Raw genomic sequence first — 16,391 nt, forward strand, 5'->3', positions numbered from 1 at the left:
GTCTCTCCGAATCACGTTAATCATGTTGCTATATCCAGCTTCCAACTCATCGAGTTCAGACCCATGCTCAGTCTGCGCATTTTGCATACTCCAGTGCAAAAAGTGCGTTTTACCGACCCTATTTCGCACATTTTTCACTTGTGTGGTCGAAATGTGCGATTCGTGGCGGCTAAAACGCACTTTTCGCACATGCATCATTGCAGCCCGCCGTTGATATAGCCCGCCAGCGCCGTGACGAACGCTTTCTTGCGCGGCCGGCTGACGCGCAGGCGCTCGCCGTTGCTCATGATGCAGTCCTGATCCTCGATGCCGGTGACGTGCCGCAGATTGACCAGATAGCAGGAATTGGAGCGGAAGAAGTCGTGTTCGGAGAGTTGCGCTTCCAGCTCCTTCAAGGTCGAAGTGATGGAAAGTTTCCCGTCGAGCGTATGAATGATTATTGTATGACGAATTGATTCGATGTAGACGATGGCCTTGAGCTCAACGCGCGTGCGCTGCGATCCGGCCTCGAACAGCATCGAGTCGTCGGCTTCGCGTTGCACCGTCTCGATCGAGCGTTTGATTTCCTGGCTGAACGCAAAGTACGGCACTGGCTTCAAGAGATAGGAGAGTGCCTGAACCTCGTAGCCATTGATGGCGTATTGCGAGGCATTGGTGATGAAGACGATCACGACGCTGCTGTCGATTTTGCGGATTTGCCTCGCCGCTTCCATGCCGTCCATCTGCGTCATTTCGATGTCGAGCAGCAGAATGTCGTAAATCGGCCGGTACCCCTCGACGATTTTCGAGCCGTCGTCGAAAACGGAAACGGTGAAGTGCTCCCCGTTTTCGCTTTGATACCGGTTAAGGTAGTCGAGCACCTTCTGGCATGCGGCGGGTTCGTCTTCAACTACTCCGATTCGTATGTTGCGCATCGTCGCCGCCTTTCGTTTGGGTACGCAAGCCCCATAATATCTTGATATAGCATAGTTTTGTGGCCTTGAAGGTGAAGCTCCGCTATATTGTAGTTGTCGCTTCCCCAGTTGTCTTGAATTTCGTATAAATAGATAAATATATCATGTATGTATTATTAAGCTTTGCGAGAGCTGTCCAGGGCCTTGGTGAGCAATCGCGCTTTAACATTGATGTTTTTGCTGCAATCGTATTGTTTGTCGGTTATGGTCGTATGGTCGAGTTTGAGTTCAGGGCAAGCCCTGCAAGTCGGTGATTCCGTCCGAACCCAGCCTTATGGGTGAGTAGGATTGCTTGGCTGCCATTGTTTTAAACGAGCAGTGACGAAATGAAAGCCGTATCGATGACGCTCTAATAAGTGTCGAGATACGGCTTTTTGATTGGGTGGAATCGGTCTATGGATTATTCGGTTTTGCCTTTGTTCTTGTTCTCAGACGAACGCAGACCGCACATGTCGTCGCCCTGGCCGTCCAAGGCGGCGGACGGGGAGAAGCTCAGCAGGTTGCTGGCGGCGGAAAGATGCAACGGGCTGTCTGTTGTAGTCGATGCCGGAGCCGAAGTCGGTGCGGCGCTCGCATTTGCGCTTGCGTTCTTATTGGCAGCGGATCGTGCGTTGGAATTGTTCTGCGTTGCGTTGAGTCGGGCAGAGGCGTTGGTATCCGTATCCGTTCCGTTTGCGCTGCCTCTTGCAGCTGCTTTCGCGTCTCCGTTCGTGGCGGTTGCGCTGACGCCGGCCAGTACCTTTGCGGAATCCTCTTCGGTGTCCGTGTCCAAAGCGTCCGTGTCCAGATCCGAGTCTGTGAACTCCTTGCGTCCGTCGTAGAGGTCGCGGTCGAGCTGGTGCTCGGTGGCGGCGACGATGAAGGCGGTATTTGTAGCGCCGGCCACGTTGAGCGCGGTGCGGCCCATGTCCACGATCTGCGAGATCGGCTGGGAGATGGCGATGAAGGCGATCGGCAGGCCGGTGGCGGCGAAGAGCGAGGTCGCGGTGATGGTGGCGGTGCCGGGCACACCGACGGTGCCGATCGAAACCAGCAGGGTCAGGGCGACGAGCATCAGATACTGCAACGGAGTGTAATGCATATTGAGCGAGTTGACGGCGAACACCGCGAGCAGCGTGGGCCAGACGCCGGCGCATCCGGGCATGCCCAGATTGGCGCCGAGAGACGAGACGAACGAAGCGATGTCATCGGGCACCCCGCCGCGGCGCAGCTGGCGGACGGTCACCGGAATGGTGCCGATGCTGGACTCGGAAGTGAAGGCGACGACGCCGGCGGGCCAGAAGAACTTGAAGAAGCGCAGCGGGTTGGTGCGCGTGGTCACGCCGAGGATGGCGGGCTGAACGACGAACATCTGCAGCGCAATGGCGATGTAGGCCACGACGAGCACGAGCAGCAGGGGGAGCAGCGCGACGAGGTTGCTGTTGGATATCGCGGCGGCGATCAGTGCGAGCACGGCGTAAGGTGTGAATCCGACGACGATCTGCGTGGCCTTGGAAAGCACGACGTTACCGGCGTCAACGAAGGTCTTGAACGGCTTCACGGCGGCCTCGCCCTTGGGCGTTGAGGCGGCCGCGTTGTAGGCGAGAGCTACGAGGATGGCGAAGATGACGACCGGCACGACCTGGTTGGCGGCCCAGTTAGCGACGAGATTCGAAGGGAAGAGCCCGACGACGGTGTCGAGCACCTGCGGCACGTGCTTGGCCTGGTAGTGCTGCGGCATGGCGACGTTGAAGCCTTTGCCCACCCCGAACGCCAGCGCGAGTCCGAGCGTGACGAGCGAGGCTGTCAGCGTGTTCAACAGCAGGAATACCACGGTTTTGACTCCGATGTTCTTCAGTCGCAGCGACGAGCCGAGATTGGTGATGCTGGCGATGACGCTGAAGAGCAGCAACGGCACGACGATGGCCCCGATCGCGTTCGACCAGACGGTGCCGAATGCGGCGACGTAGGTGGTGTGCCCTTTGAAAATCAAGCCCATGGCGATGCCGAGCGCGGTGGCGATGATGACGCGTGCGCTGAACCCGGCCTTTTTGGTGCGGCTCAGCACCGCGAGGCCTGCGAACAGCAGGACGCTGACGCCGAGCGCCAGCCAGTTCCAGGTAATGTCGTTCATGATTTCCTCTCAATGATTTTGCATAAATTATGTATATGTGTCTGGAATATAACTTTTTGGTTGACTAAAACTGTGTTTTTTGATGGATTCGAATGGCTGAATCCGTATTTTTTATATAAAAAATCGAAAATATACAGTTTTAAAAAATGAGGTGAAGAGCCTGCTGATTTCGTTGTGAAACTTTTGGCCGCGTATCCGTCATGCCGTATAAATCAGCATGATTATTCAAGCGAATGAATATCGATTCAAACCAATATGTCAATCGACAAACCGAATACAGAAAACAGGAAAAGCCGCGAGGAATGATCGATGCATTCAGCGACAACAAGATATTGTCATACAAGACATCATCGTATGCAGACCAGAGTTACAGCTGGCGGCGGAGTGATAGAGTCCGTAGCCATTGCTGCTGTCTGCAGAAGAGATTTGTGATGTCATGAGAGCCACCATAACGGATAGCGGCGATATTCGCAAGAACAAATTGCATATAATGAGAATTTTTATTTTTGCGCAAAAGCAGGCGCGGCCTACTCCCGATTCGAATGATGGGCAAAAATATGTGCTTCAAGAACCTTGATTTTTCCTTGCGAGAGCAACGTTTCGTGCACGTCTTTTTCGTCTCCTGAAGGGCGGGCGTCTCACGGCTGGCTCGCGGCAAACGTAAACAGGTACATAAAAACGGGCTGACGATTGATATCGTCAACCCGTTGAAAGTAGATTGTGCGCTTTCGATATGACGGTCGGCCGTTGATGGTCCTGAAGGTGCCGGCGCAACCGGTAAGAAACGCCGATATCCTAAGCTGAAGGACGATGCGAACCGTTGCATCAGAGCAGGAATCGCTCTCAGGCGGCCTTCGTGGTGGCGTCCTGGGCCGCGACGCTGTTGCTGTACTTGTCGTCGCTCTTCAGCTGACTTTTTTCGTTGTCACGACGGACGATTTCCTTCGCGATCGACTCGATGTCGCACAGACGCAGAGCGTTGTCTCCGCGCACGCCCGTGGCCTCTTCGCTGCTGATCACGCCGGTTTTCACCAATGCGTCAACAGGGTTGATGCCGTAGCTGCGCGCGATGGAGATAATCTCATCAGTCGCCAGCTCGCTTGACTTAAAGCGCTTGTATAGCGTGGCATAGGGAATTCCGGCTTGTTGCGAGATTCTGTTGATGGAATCGTCGTGGGTGATTTCTCGTAGCCATTCAATGTGATTATGTCGAATTTTTTCCATATGTTTATTTTCTGATAATTCGACTGAAAATGTGAGGAAAAATATTATGTTAAACGTTTGATTCTTTTAAGACAATTTTATCTCATTTGTATCCATAAAAAAACGCCTAGACAGAAAGTTATATTGTCTAATATACTAGTAAACCGTTGAAAATAATAGGAAAGCAAAACAATAATTGAATCAGAATAGAATTTTTATATAGCAAAATAAGCAAACAAAAATCGTTTATATAATATTGGAATGATGCAGCAACCGTTTAATAAAAAATTTCAAAAAAAATTATATAAAACGTTTCTAAGTGTATAAATTCAGTTATCAGCATAATAACTGCGTACCGCTTAAGAATCCAGACTTCTCGCACTGGCGGCTGGGCTGGGCCAAAAAGCGCCAGCGCGAGGAATATGCCTTGGTTTGTCTCCTTTATCGTATCAGTTTATCGTATCGACTGCGTTCTCTTCGGCTTTTCCCGATTTTTTTGGATTGTCGTTTCCTGCCGGGCCGCTCGTCGCGGTGCTGCGCCGGACGATTTCATCTGCGATGTCGTTGATGCTGGTAAGTCGCAGAGCATTGTCTCCGCGAACGTCGGTGGCCTCTTCCTTGTCGATGACGTGGTTTTGGACCAATGCCTCAACAGGATTGATCTGGTAGCCGCGGGCGATTGCGATGATCTCGTCGGTGCTCAAAGCGTTTGATTTGTAACGCTTATACAGGGTCGTATACGGGATTCCGCTCAAACGCGAAATTTTATTGATGGAGTCGTCGTGCGTGATGCGCTTCAGCCATTCAATCGGGTTATTGCTATTGTTTTCGTTCATGTGCTTATTATGCGGGGGCCGCTCGAAAAAATAATCACATAAACTGAAACGTTTGATGTTTAAAAGAGATATAGGTCATAAATCGATGGAATGGATAATGGGAACGAGTGCAAACGTAATCGCTCCGTGGAATGTGGAACGCACTTTCTTTCGGTTTTTCTCCGTTCGATATCCTCGATATCATGCGCTTTCTACTTCGCTGAATGCTTCTGCTGCTTGATTTTATGATTTGTGGAAAGATTCGTCAATGTTCTCGAAACTACGAAGCTAAAGGGTATGTGATATTCAACCTATTTCATCTATAGCAGAACCAAAGGTTCCTCAAAAGCGTAACAGAGTTTTTGTTTCCGCATAAATTCAAAATATCAAACGTTTGCCTTAAGTCGATATCCTTGAAAATTTCTCAACGTTTTCGCGTTGAAAAGAGTGTGAGCGTGCGCCGGCGTGTGCGAGAATGCGAGAACCGATATGCCAGAAACGTTGTTTTGCGCCGGACTTGTACGTTATGTGGCGTGTTGTGCGATATTTTGGTGCTAACCGTGTATAGTGGTTTTTGAGCTCAACGGGGAAGGAACCCCAAAAGGCTCCACTCATAATGGAATGAAAGTGCGGAAATTCGCTTGCCGAAGTTGGCTTGCGGGTGGATGCAAACCCCTTCACAACGGATCGTTCGGCACGTACCTGCCGATGAAAGGAATATTAATTATGGCAAAAGTCGTATTTGACCATGTCACTCGTATCTACCCGGGCAATACGGAGCCCTCGGTATCCGATCTCTCACTTGATATCAAAGACGGTGAATTCCTCGTGCTCGTCGGCCCTTCCGGCTGCGGCAAGTCAACGACCCTGCGTATGCTCGCGGGCCTCGAGGAAGTCAACAAGGGCAAGATTTTCATCGGCGATAAGGACGTCACCACGATGCAGCCGAAAGACCGCGACATCGCCATGGTCTTCCAGAACTACGCACTGTATCCGCACATGACCGTCGCCGACAACATGGGCTTCGCCCTGAAGATCGCCGGCGTTCCGAAGGATCAGATTCGCCAGCGCGTCGAAGAGGCCGCCAAGGTCCTCGACCTGACCGAGTTCCTTGACCGCAAGCCGAAGGCTCTCTCTGGTGGTCAGCGTCAGCGTGTCGCCATGGGCCGCGCAATCGTTCGTAAGCCTAAGGTCTTCCTGATGGATGAGCCGCTTTCCAACTTGGATGCGAAGCTGCGTGTGCAGACCCGTACGCAGATCGCCGCCCTGCAGCGTCAGCTCGGCGTCACCACCCTGTACGTCACCCACGATCAGACCGAGGCTCTGACGATGGGCGATCGCATCGCCGTCATCAAGCTGGGCATTCTCCAGCAGGTCGGCGCTCCGACCGAGCTCTATGACAAGCCGCAGAACGTCTTCGTCGCCGGCTTCATCGGCTCGCCGTCCATGAACATCAACACCCACCCGGTCGTCGACGGCAAGGCGAAGATCGGCAGCGATACCGTCGAACTCGACAAGGACGCCGTCGCCAAGCTCACTCCCGAGGATAAGGGCCGCATCGTCGTCGGCTTCCGTCCCGAGGATGCTTCGCTCGCCGCTCCCGACGAGGCCAACGCCTTCTCGCTGAAGGTTGAGAACGTCGAGGATCTGGGCAGCGACGGATACATCTACGGCAACATCATCACCGATGGTTCCGCAGCCGAGTCCTCTGCGATGATGTCCGACCAAAACAAGCTGACCACGATTCGCGTGAACCCGCGCCAGCTGCCGAAGGTCGGCGACACCGTCAAGATCAAGATCGATCCGTCCAAGATGCACCTGTTCTCCCCGGCCACCGAGCTGCGCCTGAACTGATTCGCGTCTTCGCGTCGTTTAGCTGAAAGGGCCCGTACATTCGTGTGCGGGCCTTTTCGTTTGCTTGATAGGCGGTGTTTGGTTGTGCATGTGACGCTGGTGGTCTTGTTGGCGTCACGTATGCAATGAAAAGGGAAAGGGGATACGGGCGTATCAGCTGTTCATAATGACGGGAAACTATCCTATGCGGGCGCTAGATTTGGAAGTATGGAATTGACCGGTGGAATGCAAATGGACCCCAGGGCGCTAAAGGCGACGTCCGTGACGGCCGACGAGACGGGGAACGCCGATGTCCCCGAGCCGCACGCGCTGCAGATTACTGCCGCCAGCTCAAACCCGAAGATGTTCACCCTGCCTTGGGAGAAACCGCTGGCGACCTGGCCCAAGGAGCTGCTGGCCAACCTGCCGCGAGGCATCTCCCGGCACGTCGTGCGTTTCGTGCATGTCGGTGACGAGATCTATGCGATGAAGGAGATCACCAGCCGCGTGGCCGCGCACGAATACGAGCTGCTGCGGCGCCTGCAGAAGCTCGAGCTGCCTACCGTCACGCCGATCGCCGTGGTCACCGGACGGCATACCCGCGAAGGCGAGCCGCTTGAATCGATCCTGGTCACCAAGCAGCTCAAGTTCTCGCTGCCTTACCGAGCCCTGTTCGCCGGGAACCTTCGGCCCGACACTGCCGACCGCTTGATTGACGCGCTCGCCGTGCTGATGGTGCGCCTGCACCTTTCCGGTTTCTATTGGGGCGACGTCTCGCTTTCCAACGTCCTCTTCCTGCGCGACGCCGACGCGTTTTCGGCATTCCTGGTCGATGCGGAAACCGGCGCGCTCTACACCACGCTTACCGAAGGCCAGCGCAACTATGACATGGACCTGGCCCGCACCAACATCATTGGCGAGCTGATGGATCTGGCTTCCGGCAAATTGCTGCCCGACGAGGTGGATGAGGTAGGGGTCGGCGACAGACTTCTCGAGCGCTACGACTCGCTGTGGGGCGCGCTGACCGATCAGGACGACTTCGGGCCCGACGAGATGTGGAAGATCGAGAAGCGCGTCAATAAGCTCAACGACTTGGGCTTCGACGTCGATGAGCTTGAGGTCAAGACCGCCGACGACGGCAAACGCGTGCTCGTGCGTCCGCGCGTGGTCGACGCTGGCTATGCTTCGCGCAAGTTGCTGCGGCTTACGGGCCTCGACGTGCAGGAGAACCAGGCGCGGCGACTGTTGAATGATTTGGACGCCTACCGTGCTTCCACCTGGCGTGACGGTGAAGAGCTGGAAATCGTGGCGACCGACTGGATGCGCGAGGTCTTCGAACCCGTCGTTCGCATGATTCCGCGTGAATACCGCTCGAAGATCGAGCCGGCGCAGTTTTTCCACGAGGTCTTGCAGAATCGTTGGTTCATGGCCGAAAAGGCCGGGCACGACGTCTCTACCGCCGTGGCTGCGAGCGACTATATCAAACACAATCTGCCCAAGTACAACATCGATTCGAAGGCGCTCGCCGAAATCAACGAGGACGCCGATTCGGGTGTGGTCGACGACAGCTCGACCTATGACGAGCCCGTGGATGGTACTGTGGATGGCGAAAATGGCGATAGCGGAGATAGCGACGTTGCGGACACCGTAGGGCGCGACAATGACGACGTTGACAGCATCAATCGCGGTGATTACGCCGATCTCGGGGACGGTCTGGGCAACCTTGGGGCGACTCTGAGCGTTGGCGCCGATGACGGGATTGACCGCGATACCCAAGTATCCGAGGACTTGTGGCCGACCACGCCTGATCCGATGCCCGCGGCGAGAAGAACGCATGGCTCGAGTCAGCCTGATGCTGATGGCGGGAAATCCGCAGGTGCCGGTTCAGCGGCCGATGCTGGTGATTCTGATTCTGGCATTGCTGCGGAATCCGGCTCTGGTACTGGTGCTGATGATTCTGGTTCCGGTCTTGCAGCTGTCGGTGATAGCGAGAGCGGCGACACTACCACGTCCGCTGACAACGCATATGACGATGATGACTATGATCCGGCCGAATACGATCAGGATGCTGCTGTCTGGAGCCATTGAGCGATTCCAAACGGCGGTTCGGCGTCAATTGTGTCTTTTTACTTGTGGTAAAGAGGCTACTAAGTAAAAAGACACAAATATGAAGCGGGCCGGGTATAAAACGTGGATTCGAACTGAACCCGAGACCGGGCTTGTGTTTTGTGCTTTATTCTTCACTAGGCTGCGTTCGGCCTCTATACGGAAGGCTTACCATACGTAAGGCTTAATCTTCCGATCCGGCCACCGCTCAAAAGGAAACCCGAACCACATCTCGTGAATGGGGATGGGTTCGGGCATAAGTGATAAGCGCGCTGCGGGCTCTATGCTATTCGGCGTTGTCGGCCTGTTCGCCGGCCTTGCTGCGTGCGCGGGAGACGGCGTAAAGGCTGATACCCGCCGCTACCGAAGCGTTGAGCGACTCGACTTCACTGGAAATCGGGATGCCGGCGATGGAATCGCAAGCCTCGCGCACCAAACGGCTCAGGCCCTTGCCTTCCGAGCCCAGCACGACCACGAGCGGGTCGGTTTCGAAGCCGGATTCGCCGACGATGGCGTCGCCGCCGCCGTCAAGCCCGACCACGTAGTAACCGCGTTCCTTCAGCGCTTCAATGGCCTTGGTCAGATTGACCACGCGGGCCACGGGCAGATGTGCGGCGGCGCCGGCCGAGACCTTCCAGGCCGCAGCGTTGACGGAAGCCGAACGACGTTCCGGCAGAATGACGCCGTTGGCGCCGAAAGCGGCCGCCGAGCGGATGACCGCGCCCAGATTCTGCGGGTCGGTGACACCGTCAAGCGCGATGAACAACGGGCGAGCGTTGATGCGGGCGCTGCGCGAATCGGCCTCTTCCATGGCGTGCGACTTCTTGTCCGCGCGATCGGCAAGCTCTGCAAGCGTGTGGTACTGGTAGGGCTGCACTTTCAGGACGATGCCCTGATGGTTGCGCGAGTGCGCGATGCGATCCATCTCCAGCCGGTCGGCCTCGAGCAGATTGAGCCCCTGCATACCGGCGAGCTTCACGATTTCGCGGGTGCGATCGTCGTGCTCGATGCGATTGGCGATGTACAGCTGCGTGCTCGGCACACCCACGCGCAGTGCCTCAAGCACCGCGTTGCGACCGACCACCAGATCGTCGGAATCCGAAGTGTAGTGTGCCGCGCGACGGCGAGCCGCCAGTCGCGGATCGGCGAACCGGCGCTTTTCATTCTGCTTCTTGGCGCGGTACGCCTTGTGATACACGCGGTCCTCGGCTTTGGGCGTCGGCCCGCGGCCCTTCAATGCGTTGCGATGTTTTCCGCCCGAACCTTTGACCGGGCCCTTCTTGTTAGTCATACCCTCAATTGTCCCAGCACCCCGCGCCAATGCCGCCAGCAGACGCAAGCTGCGAGCAAAATCAGGATTAGAGGGACGAAGTCTTGATTTTCATCGCTACTCCAAAGTGAGATGCGATGAAAATCAGGGAGAACGGTCTCAAATCTTGATTTTCATCGCATGGGCGGTACGTTCAGGGTTTATCGGTCGCGCGGATTGTGATTATCTCTGTGTTGACCCTGTTGATGCAGAGATAATCACAGAAGTAGGCTGAAAAGTGTGATTTTCTCTGTAAAAGTACCGGTTATGCAGAGATAATCACAGAAATGGGGCCAAAACCGTGATTATCTCTGCATGTACGGGCAGTCGGCTCAGCCGAAGGTGTGTGAGAGAGCCCCAAGCGGCGGCAATCTTTGCGCCCGACAAGATGCCGGGTGGGGCGGCTGATGCCAATGGGCCGAACTTCTCAATCAGTCCTTGATCTCGGCCTTGTAGAAGTTGACGTAGGAGCGCGAGGGGGTCGGGCCGCGCTGACCCTGATAGTGCGAGCCGACGCCGGTCGAACCGTACGGGTGCTCGGCGGGGGAGCTGAGCTCAAAGAAGCACATCTGCCCGATCTTCATGCCCGGCCAGAGCTTGACCGGCAGCGTGCTCACGTTGGAAAGCTCCAGCGTGATGTGCCCCTCGAAGCCCGGGTCGATGAACCCGGCGGTGGAGTGCGTCAGAATGCCGAGGCGTCCCAGCGAACTCTTGCCCTCGAGACGCGCGGCGGTGGTGCCGTCGAGCTTGACGTATTCCCAGGTCGAGGCCAGCGCGAATTCGCCGGGGTGCATGATCCACGGTTCGTCCGGCCCGACTTCGAACTGCTCGGTGAGGTCGCCTTGGTTTTCGGCCGGGTCGACGTAGGTATACGCGTGATTGTTGAACAGCCTGAAATACCGGTCGAGCCGCACGTCGATGGAGGCGGGCTGCACCATCTCGGGCGTCCACGGGTCGAGCGAGATATGGCCGTCGGCTTGGGCGGCGAGGATGTCGCGGTCTGATAGCAGCATACGTTCCTCCAAAGTGGGTTGCGCGTCGAACGCTTGGCCGGGCATGGCTACGAAAATCGAGGGTGATGCCTGGTCGGCGTTCGATTACTTTACTTTCTGCTCTAAGTGTAGACGTTACGGCCGCCGAGGCATGCGGAGCCCGGCATATTGCCTAAAATGCGGAAGAAAAACTCGGAAACAGGAAAACAAATACAAATTTTCAGGTAATTTTCAGGTAATCCGATTCTTGCCTCAAGAATTGTGTAGTTACATAATAACTGTCAGCAAGAGCTGACCGGTGATTTTGAGTTTTGGATTTGCCGATAATTGAACCCTTTCTTCTTCTCTCTTCTCTTCCCCGGTGTGTTCTAGCACCGGGGTTTCTCTTTTCTGCTTGCTCAGCAGCTATCAGCCGGTCCGGCAGTGTGGTGTCGCGTACCCTATGGCGGCAATGTGCAGCGTTAAGTATGGCAAAGTCGGCAGTGACGCAAGCAGTGTGACAATTCCCGTTCAAAGTACGCTATGTTGGCCTCACGCGGGGTAGACTAAAATCATCGGTTCATTCCAGAGACGGATCGGCCATAATTCGTGTTCTGATTTTCGACCGCATTATTGAATATGGATTTGAATAGACGGGACAGATGGCGATATGAAAGAGGATTCCGACCATCATGGCGATCAGGCCGGTGCGCGGATACGCAACGGTTCCGAGCCCGACAACGCTCGCGTATATAACGTCAGCGAGTTGCGTCGTTACAGTCCTGCGTCGCAACGTAAAGCCCGTCATCGCAAGTCCTTTATTATCAGCGCGATAGTCGTTATCGCCGTTCTCGTTTTGATTGTGGTGGCGTTGCAGGTATCGCTCAAAACCCTTAAACGTAATACGGATTCATTGCTTGGAAACGATACGTCCACGACGATTCAGGGCAAGACCAAGGCGCCGCAAAACGATGCCGATCAAATGAAGCAGGATATCGAGCAATTCACCGGAACCTGCACGGGCGGCTGGATGGACGTCGATGTGTCCAGCCAGCTGCCGGGTGCGGGTGCCGCGTCATTCTGCAAGACCACACAGGTCGCGTTCGTCACGTTCCAGACGAAGGCCGCGGCTTCGATGGACGGTGACATGGTGCGTTCGCAGGCACCCAACCTGATCAATCAATATACGGGAAGCAAAGTCGAGGCGGATGATTTGCGCGTGTTGAGCAACGATCAGTGGATGGCCGTCGGCAAAACGAAGGCGATGAAGGGGTTGCAGCAGCAGTGGGGCGGCAAGCTTGAGAAGATAGGTTCCGGCGATTGAGAGTAAGGGGATATCCCAGCCGCTTATGGGGTCGCTACAGTAGTCACTTGATTTGAAAGATGGTTGCCTGGTTTATTGAGTATTGGCAAGAAGTGATTGGTCGTTTCCGAGGGCAAGATCGTTCATTTTCGTCTCATTGGCATACGGTGCGCTGCCTCAAAACGTGTGTGATTCAGATTGGCGTTCTTCCAATCTGAAAATGATGTAGCGCAAAGCGCGTGTTCGATAGCGACCGGTGCAATGCCATCCCGCTCGATACCATCCGTTTGCCTCGAAACGCCAGTGAACATTTTTGGCCGCTGTTGGGCTGGCCGCTTATCATGGTGACTATGAGCGATGAAGCAGTAAACAGCGAACATTTCGGCAAACCGGAGGACGCGAACGGGGGGGAAGCGGAAAACGTTGGAAGCGGCTTAGTTGGCCGTCAATCCGATGCTATTCCCGGGCGTTTCGGCGACCCGATGGAGATTTCCCATGTCGTCTATTCCCAAGGCGGCGGCAAGGCACGACCGACGCGGCCGATGTTCCTGTGCCTGCATGGCTGGGGGTCCAACGAACAGGATTTGGCCGGGATGATGCGTTACGTCGCCCCCGGCAATGATTACGTTTCGCTGCGTGCGCCGCTGGTGCTGCAGGCCGAGGGGCCGGGGGAGTTCGGCAGCGGTTCCGGGGCCTACAGCTGGTTCCATGACGGCGTGCCCACCGGCGAGGATTTGGACAGGGACATTTTCGCTGCGGCCACCGCCGTCGACAACTGGGTCAACGAGCATGTCGGCGCCGACCGTGAGCTGGTGCCTATCGGATTCTCGCAAGGTGCGGCGCTCGCGATTCACTTGTTGCGCATCCATCCCGAGCGTTACCGCGCGGTTGCTGCGCTTTCCGGTTTCGTGGCGCCTGGGCAGGTTAAAGGCACGGCACCGGCCGACGACCGGCTTGCAGACATGGAAAAGCCCGTTTTTTACGGTTACGGAGACCGTGACAACGTCCTGCCGAAGTATGAGATTTACGGTGCGACGGCCTGGCTTGAGGAACATACGTGGCTGACGGTGAAAAACTATCACCAGCTCGACCACGCCGTGAGCCCAGCCGAATTCACCGACCTCACCCAATGGCTTCTCCTCAACAACATCTCCTCTGGCGTTGTCTAAAGCCGTTAAGCGGAAAGCCCAGTGGGCTTTCCGTAGGCGATGAGAGCGCGATGCTCGAGCGCGAAAGAGCGATAAGAGCCCAAGTAGAGTATGTTTTTCAACGTCACGAGTCCTGTGGGCTTCTCGTAGGTGAGCTGAGCGCGATGTGTCGAGCGCGAAATGCGGAGTTGTTGGCTTAGAAGGCAGAGTTGTATACCTTTTTCACTTATCCCTTTGCGTCGACCTGCTGAGGCGTTAAGCAAGAAGCCCTGTGGGCTTCTTGTAGCCGAAGTGAGCGCGATGTATCGAGCGCGAAGGATGCAGGTCGAAATTAGTTTGGTTGAAGAATTGGATAACCTCTAGAGTTCCGCTTCTGCGTCGACCTGCATCACATATACATTCCGCCTCAAATGCTTCGCCTGATTGCGCGAGATTTCGCCGGAATCGAGCATGTCCTGAATGACGCCGAGCTCGATGGAGTAGCTTTCGTGTTTGACCTCGTCGATTTGCGGCGCGGCCTTCGCGGCGGCCGCGACGTCCTTGCGGCTGCGCAGTTCGGCCCGCGCGCGCTGGTAGTCGCGCAGCAGCAGTGTGCAATATTCGGATTTATAGGTATCGCTGCGCATTTCCTTGTAAAGCCGGTTGATGACGTGATCGATGGCGTCGATTTGGGTGGCTCTCAAATAATAGTAAATTTCATTCTCATTGAGCATCGGAGCGGTTCGGCGGAACTTGTTGTTGGCTCGCCTTGCCAATGTAGTGATCTGACGCCGTAGCGCATGCGCACGCCCGCGAATCTGCGAGACCGCACGATAGTGGGTTTTCTTGTCGGCCGTATGTCGCAACGTGTTCATGATTTGGTCCATCATGCGTTCGCACGCCTCGATCTGCAGCTGACGATTGTGCTCGTTCATCTGCGTATCGGCTTGGGCGTTCGCCAGCCGGCCTCGCACGTACTCTTTTTCCCAATGCAGCGCGTCGATCTGCAAAGTCTCGAATTCCTCGACATTGAATCCGCCGATGCGTTGATGCAGCCGGGTGATTCGGTTGTTGTAGGAATCGATGACGGGCAGAATCACGCGGCGGTTGTCGTCGGTGACGCGGCCCGAAAGCTCCTGAACGGTGCGCTTCAGCTCCTCGATGGTGATTTCGACAAGCTTTTCGGATTCGTCGGCGTCGTCTTTGGCCGGCGCAAGCAGCGGCAGCATGAAATTGGCCAGCAGCAGCGTCAGCACGATGACGCCGGAAGCGATGAAAATAAGCTCGTTGCGCATCGGGAACGCGTCGCCGGAGAGGACGGAGTAGGGGATGGTGAACATCAGCGCGAGGGTGATGGTGCCTTTCGGTCCGCCGAACGTCATCACCGCCGCGTCACGCAGAGAGCGCGGTTTCAGCGGCACGCGCTTGCCGGTTTCAGGGTCGCGAGACGGCGCCGCGATCAGCCAGACCCACAGGAAGCGGATGGCGATGGCCACCACGGTGACGAGCAGAATGATGCTGACCAACGCGGTGTTGCTGACAGTGTGGCTGAGCCAGCTGGCTCGCATGGCGCTTGGCAATTGCATGCCGAGCAGGATGAATACGGTGCCGTTCAGCACGAACGAGAGCACGGCCCACACGCTGTTCGAGACGATATTGGTGCGGGCGACGTTCGGTCCGCCGATGCCGTTGCGGTCGAAATGGACGGTCAGCCCGAACGCGACTACCGCGAGGATACCGGAAATGTGTAACGCTTCGGCGCCCAAAAATACCAGGAACGGCAGGAACAGTTCCATCAGAATGCGTGTGGTCATCGTCTCCCAGCCCAGATGCCGGGCCAGGGTGAAGATCCAGTTGGCAAGGAAGCCTGCGAGAAAACCGACAATGATACCGCCGAAGAACGAGAGCAGAAAATCTTTGGTGGCGGTGGCCATCGAAAACGAGCCGGTCACGGCCGCCAGGATCGAGAACTGGAAGCCGATGACGCCGGAAGCGTCGTTGAAGAGCGATTCGCCGGTCAGGATGCCGGCTTGTTCGCGGGTGAGTGTCGCTTCGCTGGAAAGCGAGGACACCGCCACCGCGTCGGTCGGGCCGAGCGCCGCACCCAACGCAAACGCCGCCGCCAGTGGAATCACTGGCCACACCGCGTGCAGCATGAACCCGACGACGGCCATGGTGCCCAACGCCAGTCCGATGGCCATCGGCAGCGAGAATTTCAACGTTTTGAAGAGCATCCGTTTGTCGATTTCATGCGCCTCGACGTAAAGCAGCGGCGCGATGAACAGCACCATGAACAGTTCCGGGTCGAGCTTGACATGCGGGAATACCGGCAGAAAGGCGAGGGCGATGCCGAGCGCGATTTGAACGAGAGGGGTCGATATTCGTGGAATAAACCGGCTGACGAACGATGAGAGCACGACGGCCCCCAGGATGCAGAGGATCAGCTCGAAAATTGCCACGGATTATCGGTTCCTTTCTTGGGTTGGCTTCATTGCGGTTCTGGTCGGTTCGGCGATTTAACGGTTCGGACGGTTTCGGACACTTCACTATTCACTATATCGAATGGATATTTCGGCATTATGCCTCAAGCTTTGCGGATTTGAGGAATCGCTAGGTTTCGAGTTGGGCGTTCGGTATTTTTCTGGACAATGAGGTGGG

At 55.9% G+C, this 16,391-nt stretch carries 10 protein-coding genes and 1 pseudogene; 4 read left to right on the plus strand and 7 right to left on the minus strand.

Annotated features, from left to right (window positions below):
- Positions 1–194: 194 nt before the first annotated feature.
- The 4 genes from OZX71_RS00375 to OZX71_RS00390 all read right to left on the minus strand — a co-directional run bounded on the left by OZX71_RS00375 (position 195) and on the right by OZX71_RS00390 (position 5,105).
- Complete coding sequence (locus tag OZX71_RS00375) at positions 195–914, minus strand: LytTR family DNA-binding domain-containing protein (protein WP_277160094.1); 720 nt, start codon at positions 912–914, stop codon at positions 195–197.
- A 439-nt stretch (positions 915–1,353) separates the two neighbouring features.
- A complete protein-coding gene (locus OZX71_RS00380; protein WP_277160095.1) occupies positions 1,354–3,066 on the minus strand; it encodes a dicarboxylate/amino acid:cation symporter in 1,713 nt (570 codons plus the stop codon).
- Between the two features lie 843 nt (positions 3,067–3,909).
- Positions 3,910–4,290 carry a hypothetical protein gene (locus tag OZX71_RS00385; protein WP_277145908.1) on the minus strand — a complete coding sequence of 127 codons (381 nt, stop codon included), beginning with the start codon at positions 4,288–4,290 and terminating at the stop codon, positions 3,910–3,912.
- A gap of 428 nt (positions 4,291–4,718) precedes the next feature.
- Positions 4,719–5,105, minus strand: a complete 387-nt coding sequence (locus OZX71_RS00390; RefSeq protein ID WP_277145907.1) for a hypothetical protein — start codon at positions 5,103–5,105, stop codon at positions 4,719–4,721.
- A 705-nt stretch (positions 5,106–5,810) separates the two neighbouring features.
- Between OZX71_RS00390 and ugpC the strand changes: the two genes are divergently transcribed.
- Both ugpC and OZX71_RS00400 read left to right on the plus strand, forming a co-directional pair.
- Entirely contained in the window at positions 5,811–6,938 is a 1,128-nt protein-coding gene (ugpC, locus tag OZX71_RS00395; RefSeq protein ID WP_277145906.1) for a sn-glycerol-3-phosphate ABC transporter ATP-binding protein UgpC, read from the plus strand.
- 207 nt (positions 6,939–7,145) lie between these two features.
- Positions 7,146–8,510, plus strand: a pseudogene (locus tag OZX71_RS00400) (DUF4032 domain-containing protein); the annotation flags it as partial.
- Between the two features lie 799 nt (positions 8,511–9,309).
- Here the strand turns inward: OZX71_RS00400 and rlmB are convergent.
- Together rlmB and dcd are read right to left on the minus strand one after the other, a co-directional pair.
- On the minus strand, positions 9,310–10,314 hold the full coding sequence (gene rlmB / locus OZX71_RS00405; protein WP_277160096.1) for a 23S rRNA (guanosine(2251)-2'-O)-methyltransferase RlmB: 1,005 nt from the start codon (positions 10,312–10,314) through the stop codon (positions 9,310–9,312).
- Positions 10,315–10,763: 449 nt separating this feature from the next.
- A complete protein-coding gene (gene dcd / locus OZX71_RS00410; RefSeq protein WP_277160097.1) occupies positions 10,764–11,345 on the minus strand; it encodes a dCTP deaminase in 582 nt (193 codons plus the stop codon).
- Positions 11,346–11,973: 628 nt separating this feature from the next.
- Between dcd and OZX71_RS00415 the strand changes: the two genes are divergently transcribed.
- Complete coding sequence (locus tag OZX71_RS00415) at positions 11,974–12,627, plus strand: hypothetical protein (RefSeq protein WP_277160098.1); 654 nt, start codon at positions 11,974–11,976, stop codon at positions 12,625–12,627.
- A gap of 329 nt (positions 12,628–12,956) precedes the next feature.
- Positions 12,957–13,775, plus strand: a complete 819-nt coding sequence (locus OZX71_RS00420) for an alpha/beta hydrolase-fold protein (protein WP_277160099.1) — start codon at positions 12,957–12,959, stop codon at positions 13,773–13,775.
- 338 nt (positions 13,776–14,113) lie between these two features.
- Here the strand turns inward: OZX71_RS00420 and OZX71_RS00425 are convergent, their stop codons facing one another.
- Positions 14,114–16,192 (minus strand): Na+/H+ antiporter, encoded by a 2,079-nt coding sequence (locus tag OZX71_RS00425; RefSeq protein WP_277145901.1) that lies wholly within the window; start codon positions 16,190–16,192, stop codon positions 14,114–14,116.
- Between the last annotated feature and the right edge of the window lie 199 nt (positions 16,193–16,391).

Source organism: Bifidobacterium sp. ESL0764 (genome assembly GCF_029395515.1).
Lineage (GTDB): Bacteria > Actinomycetota > Actinomycetes > Actinomycetales > Bifidobacteriaceae > Bifidobacterium.

Excerpts from the sequence above, each read along its gene's own strand:
- OZX71_RS00375 (WP_277160094.1), bottom strand. The coding sequence starts at position 914 with ATGCGCAACATACGAATCGGAGTAGTTGAAGACGAACCCGCCGCATGC.
- OZX71_RS00380 (WP_277160095.1), bottom strand. The coding sequence starts at position 3,066 with ATGAACGACATTACCTGGAACTGGCTGGCGCTCGGCGTCAGCGTCCTG.
- OZX71_RS00385 (WP_277145908.1), bottom strand. The coding sequence starts at position 4,290 with ATGGAAAAAATTCGACATAATCACATTGAATGGCTACGAGAAATCACC.
- OZX71_RS00390 (WP_277145907.1), bottom strand. The coding sequence starts at position 5,105 with ATGAACGAAAACAATAGCAATAACCCGATTGAATGGCTGAAGCGCATC.
- ugpC (WP_277145906.1), top strand. The coding sequence starts at position 5,811 with ATGGCAAAAGTCGTATTTGACCATGTCACTCGTATCTACCCGGGCAAT.
- rlmB (WP_277160096.1), bottom strand. The coding sequence starts at position 10,314 with ATGACTAACAAGAAGGGCCCGGTCAAAGGTTCGGGCGGAAAACATCGC.
- dcd (WP_277160097.1), bottom strand. The coding sequence starts at position 11,345 with ATGCTGCTATCAGACCGCGACATCCTCGCCGCCCAAGCCGACGGCCAT.
- OZX71_RS00415 (WP_277160098.1), top strand. The coding sequence starts at position 11,974 with ATGAAAGAGGATTCCGACCATCATGGCGATCAGGCCGGTGCGCGGATA.
- OZX71_RS00420 (WP_277160099.1), top strand. The coding sequence starts at position 12,957 with ATGAGCGATGAAGCAGTAAACAGCGAACATTTCGGCAAACCGGAGGAC.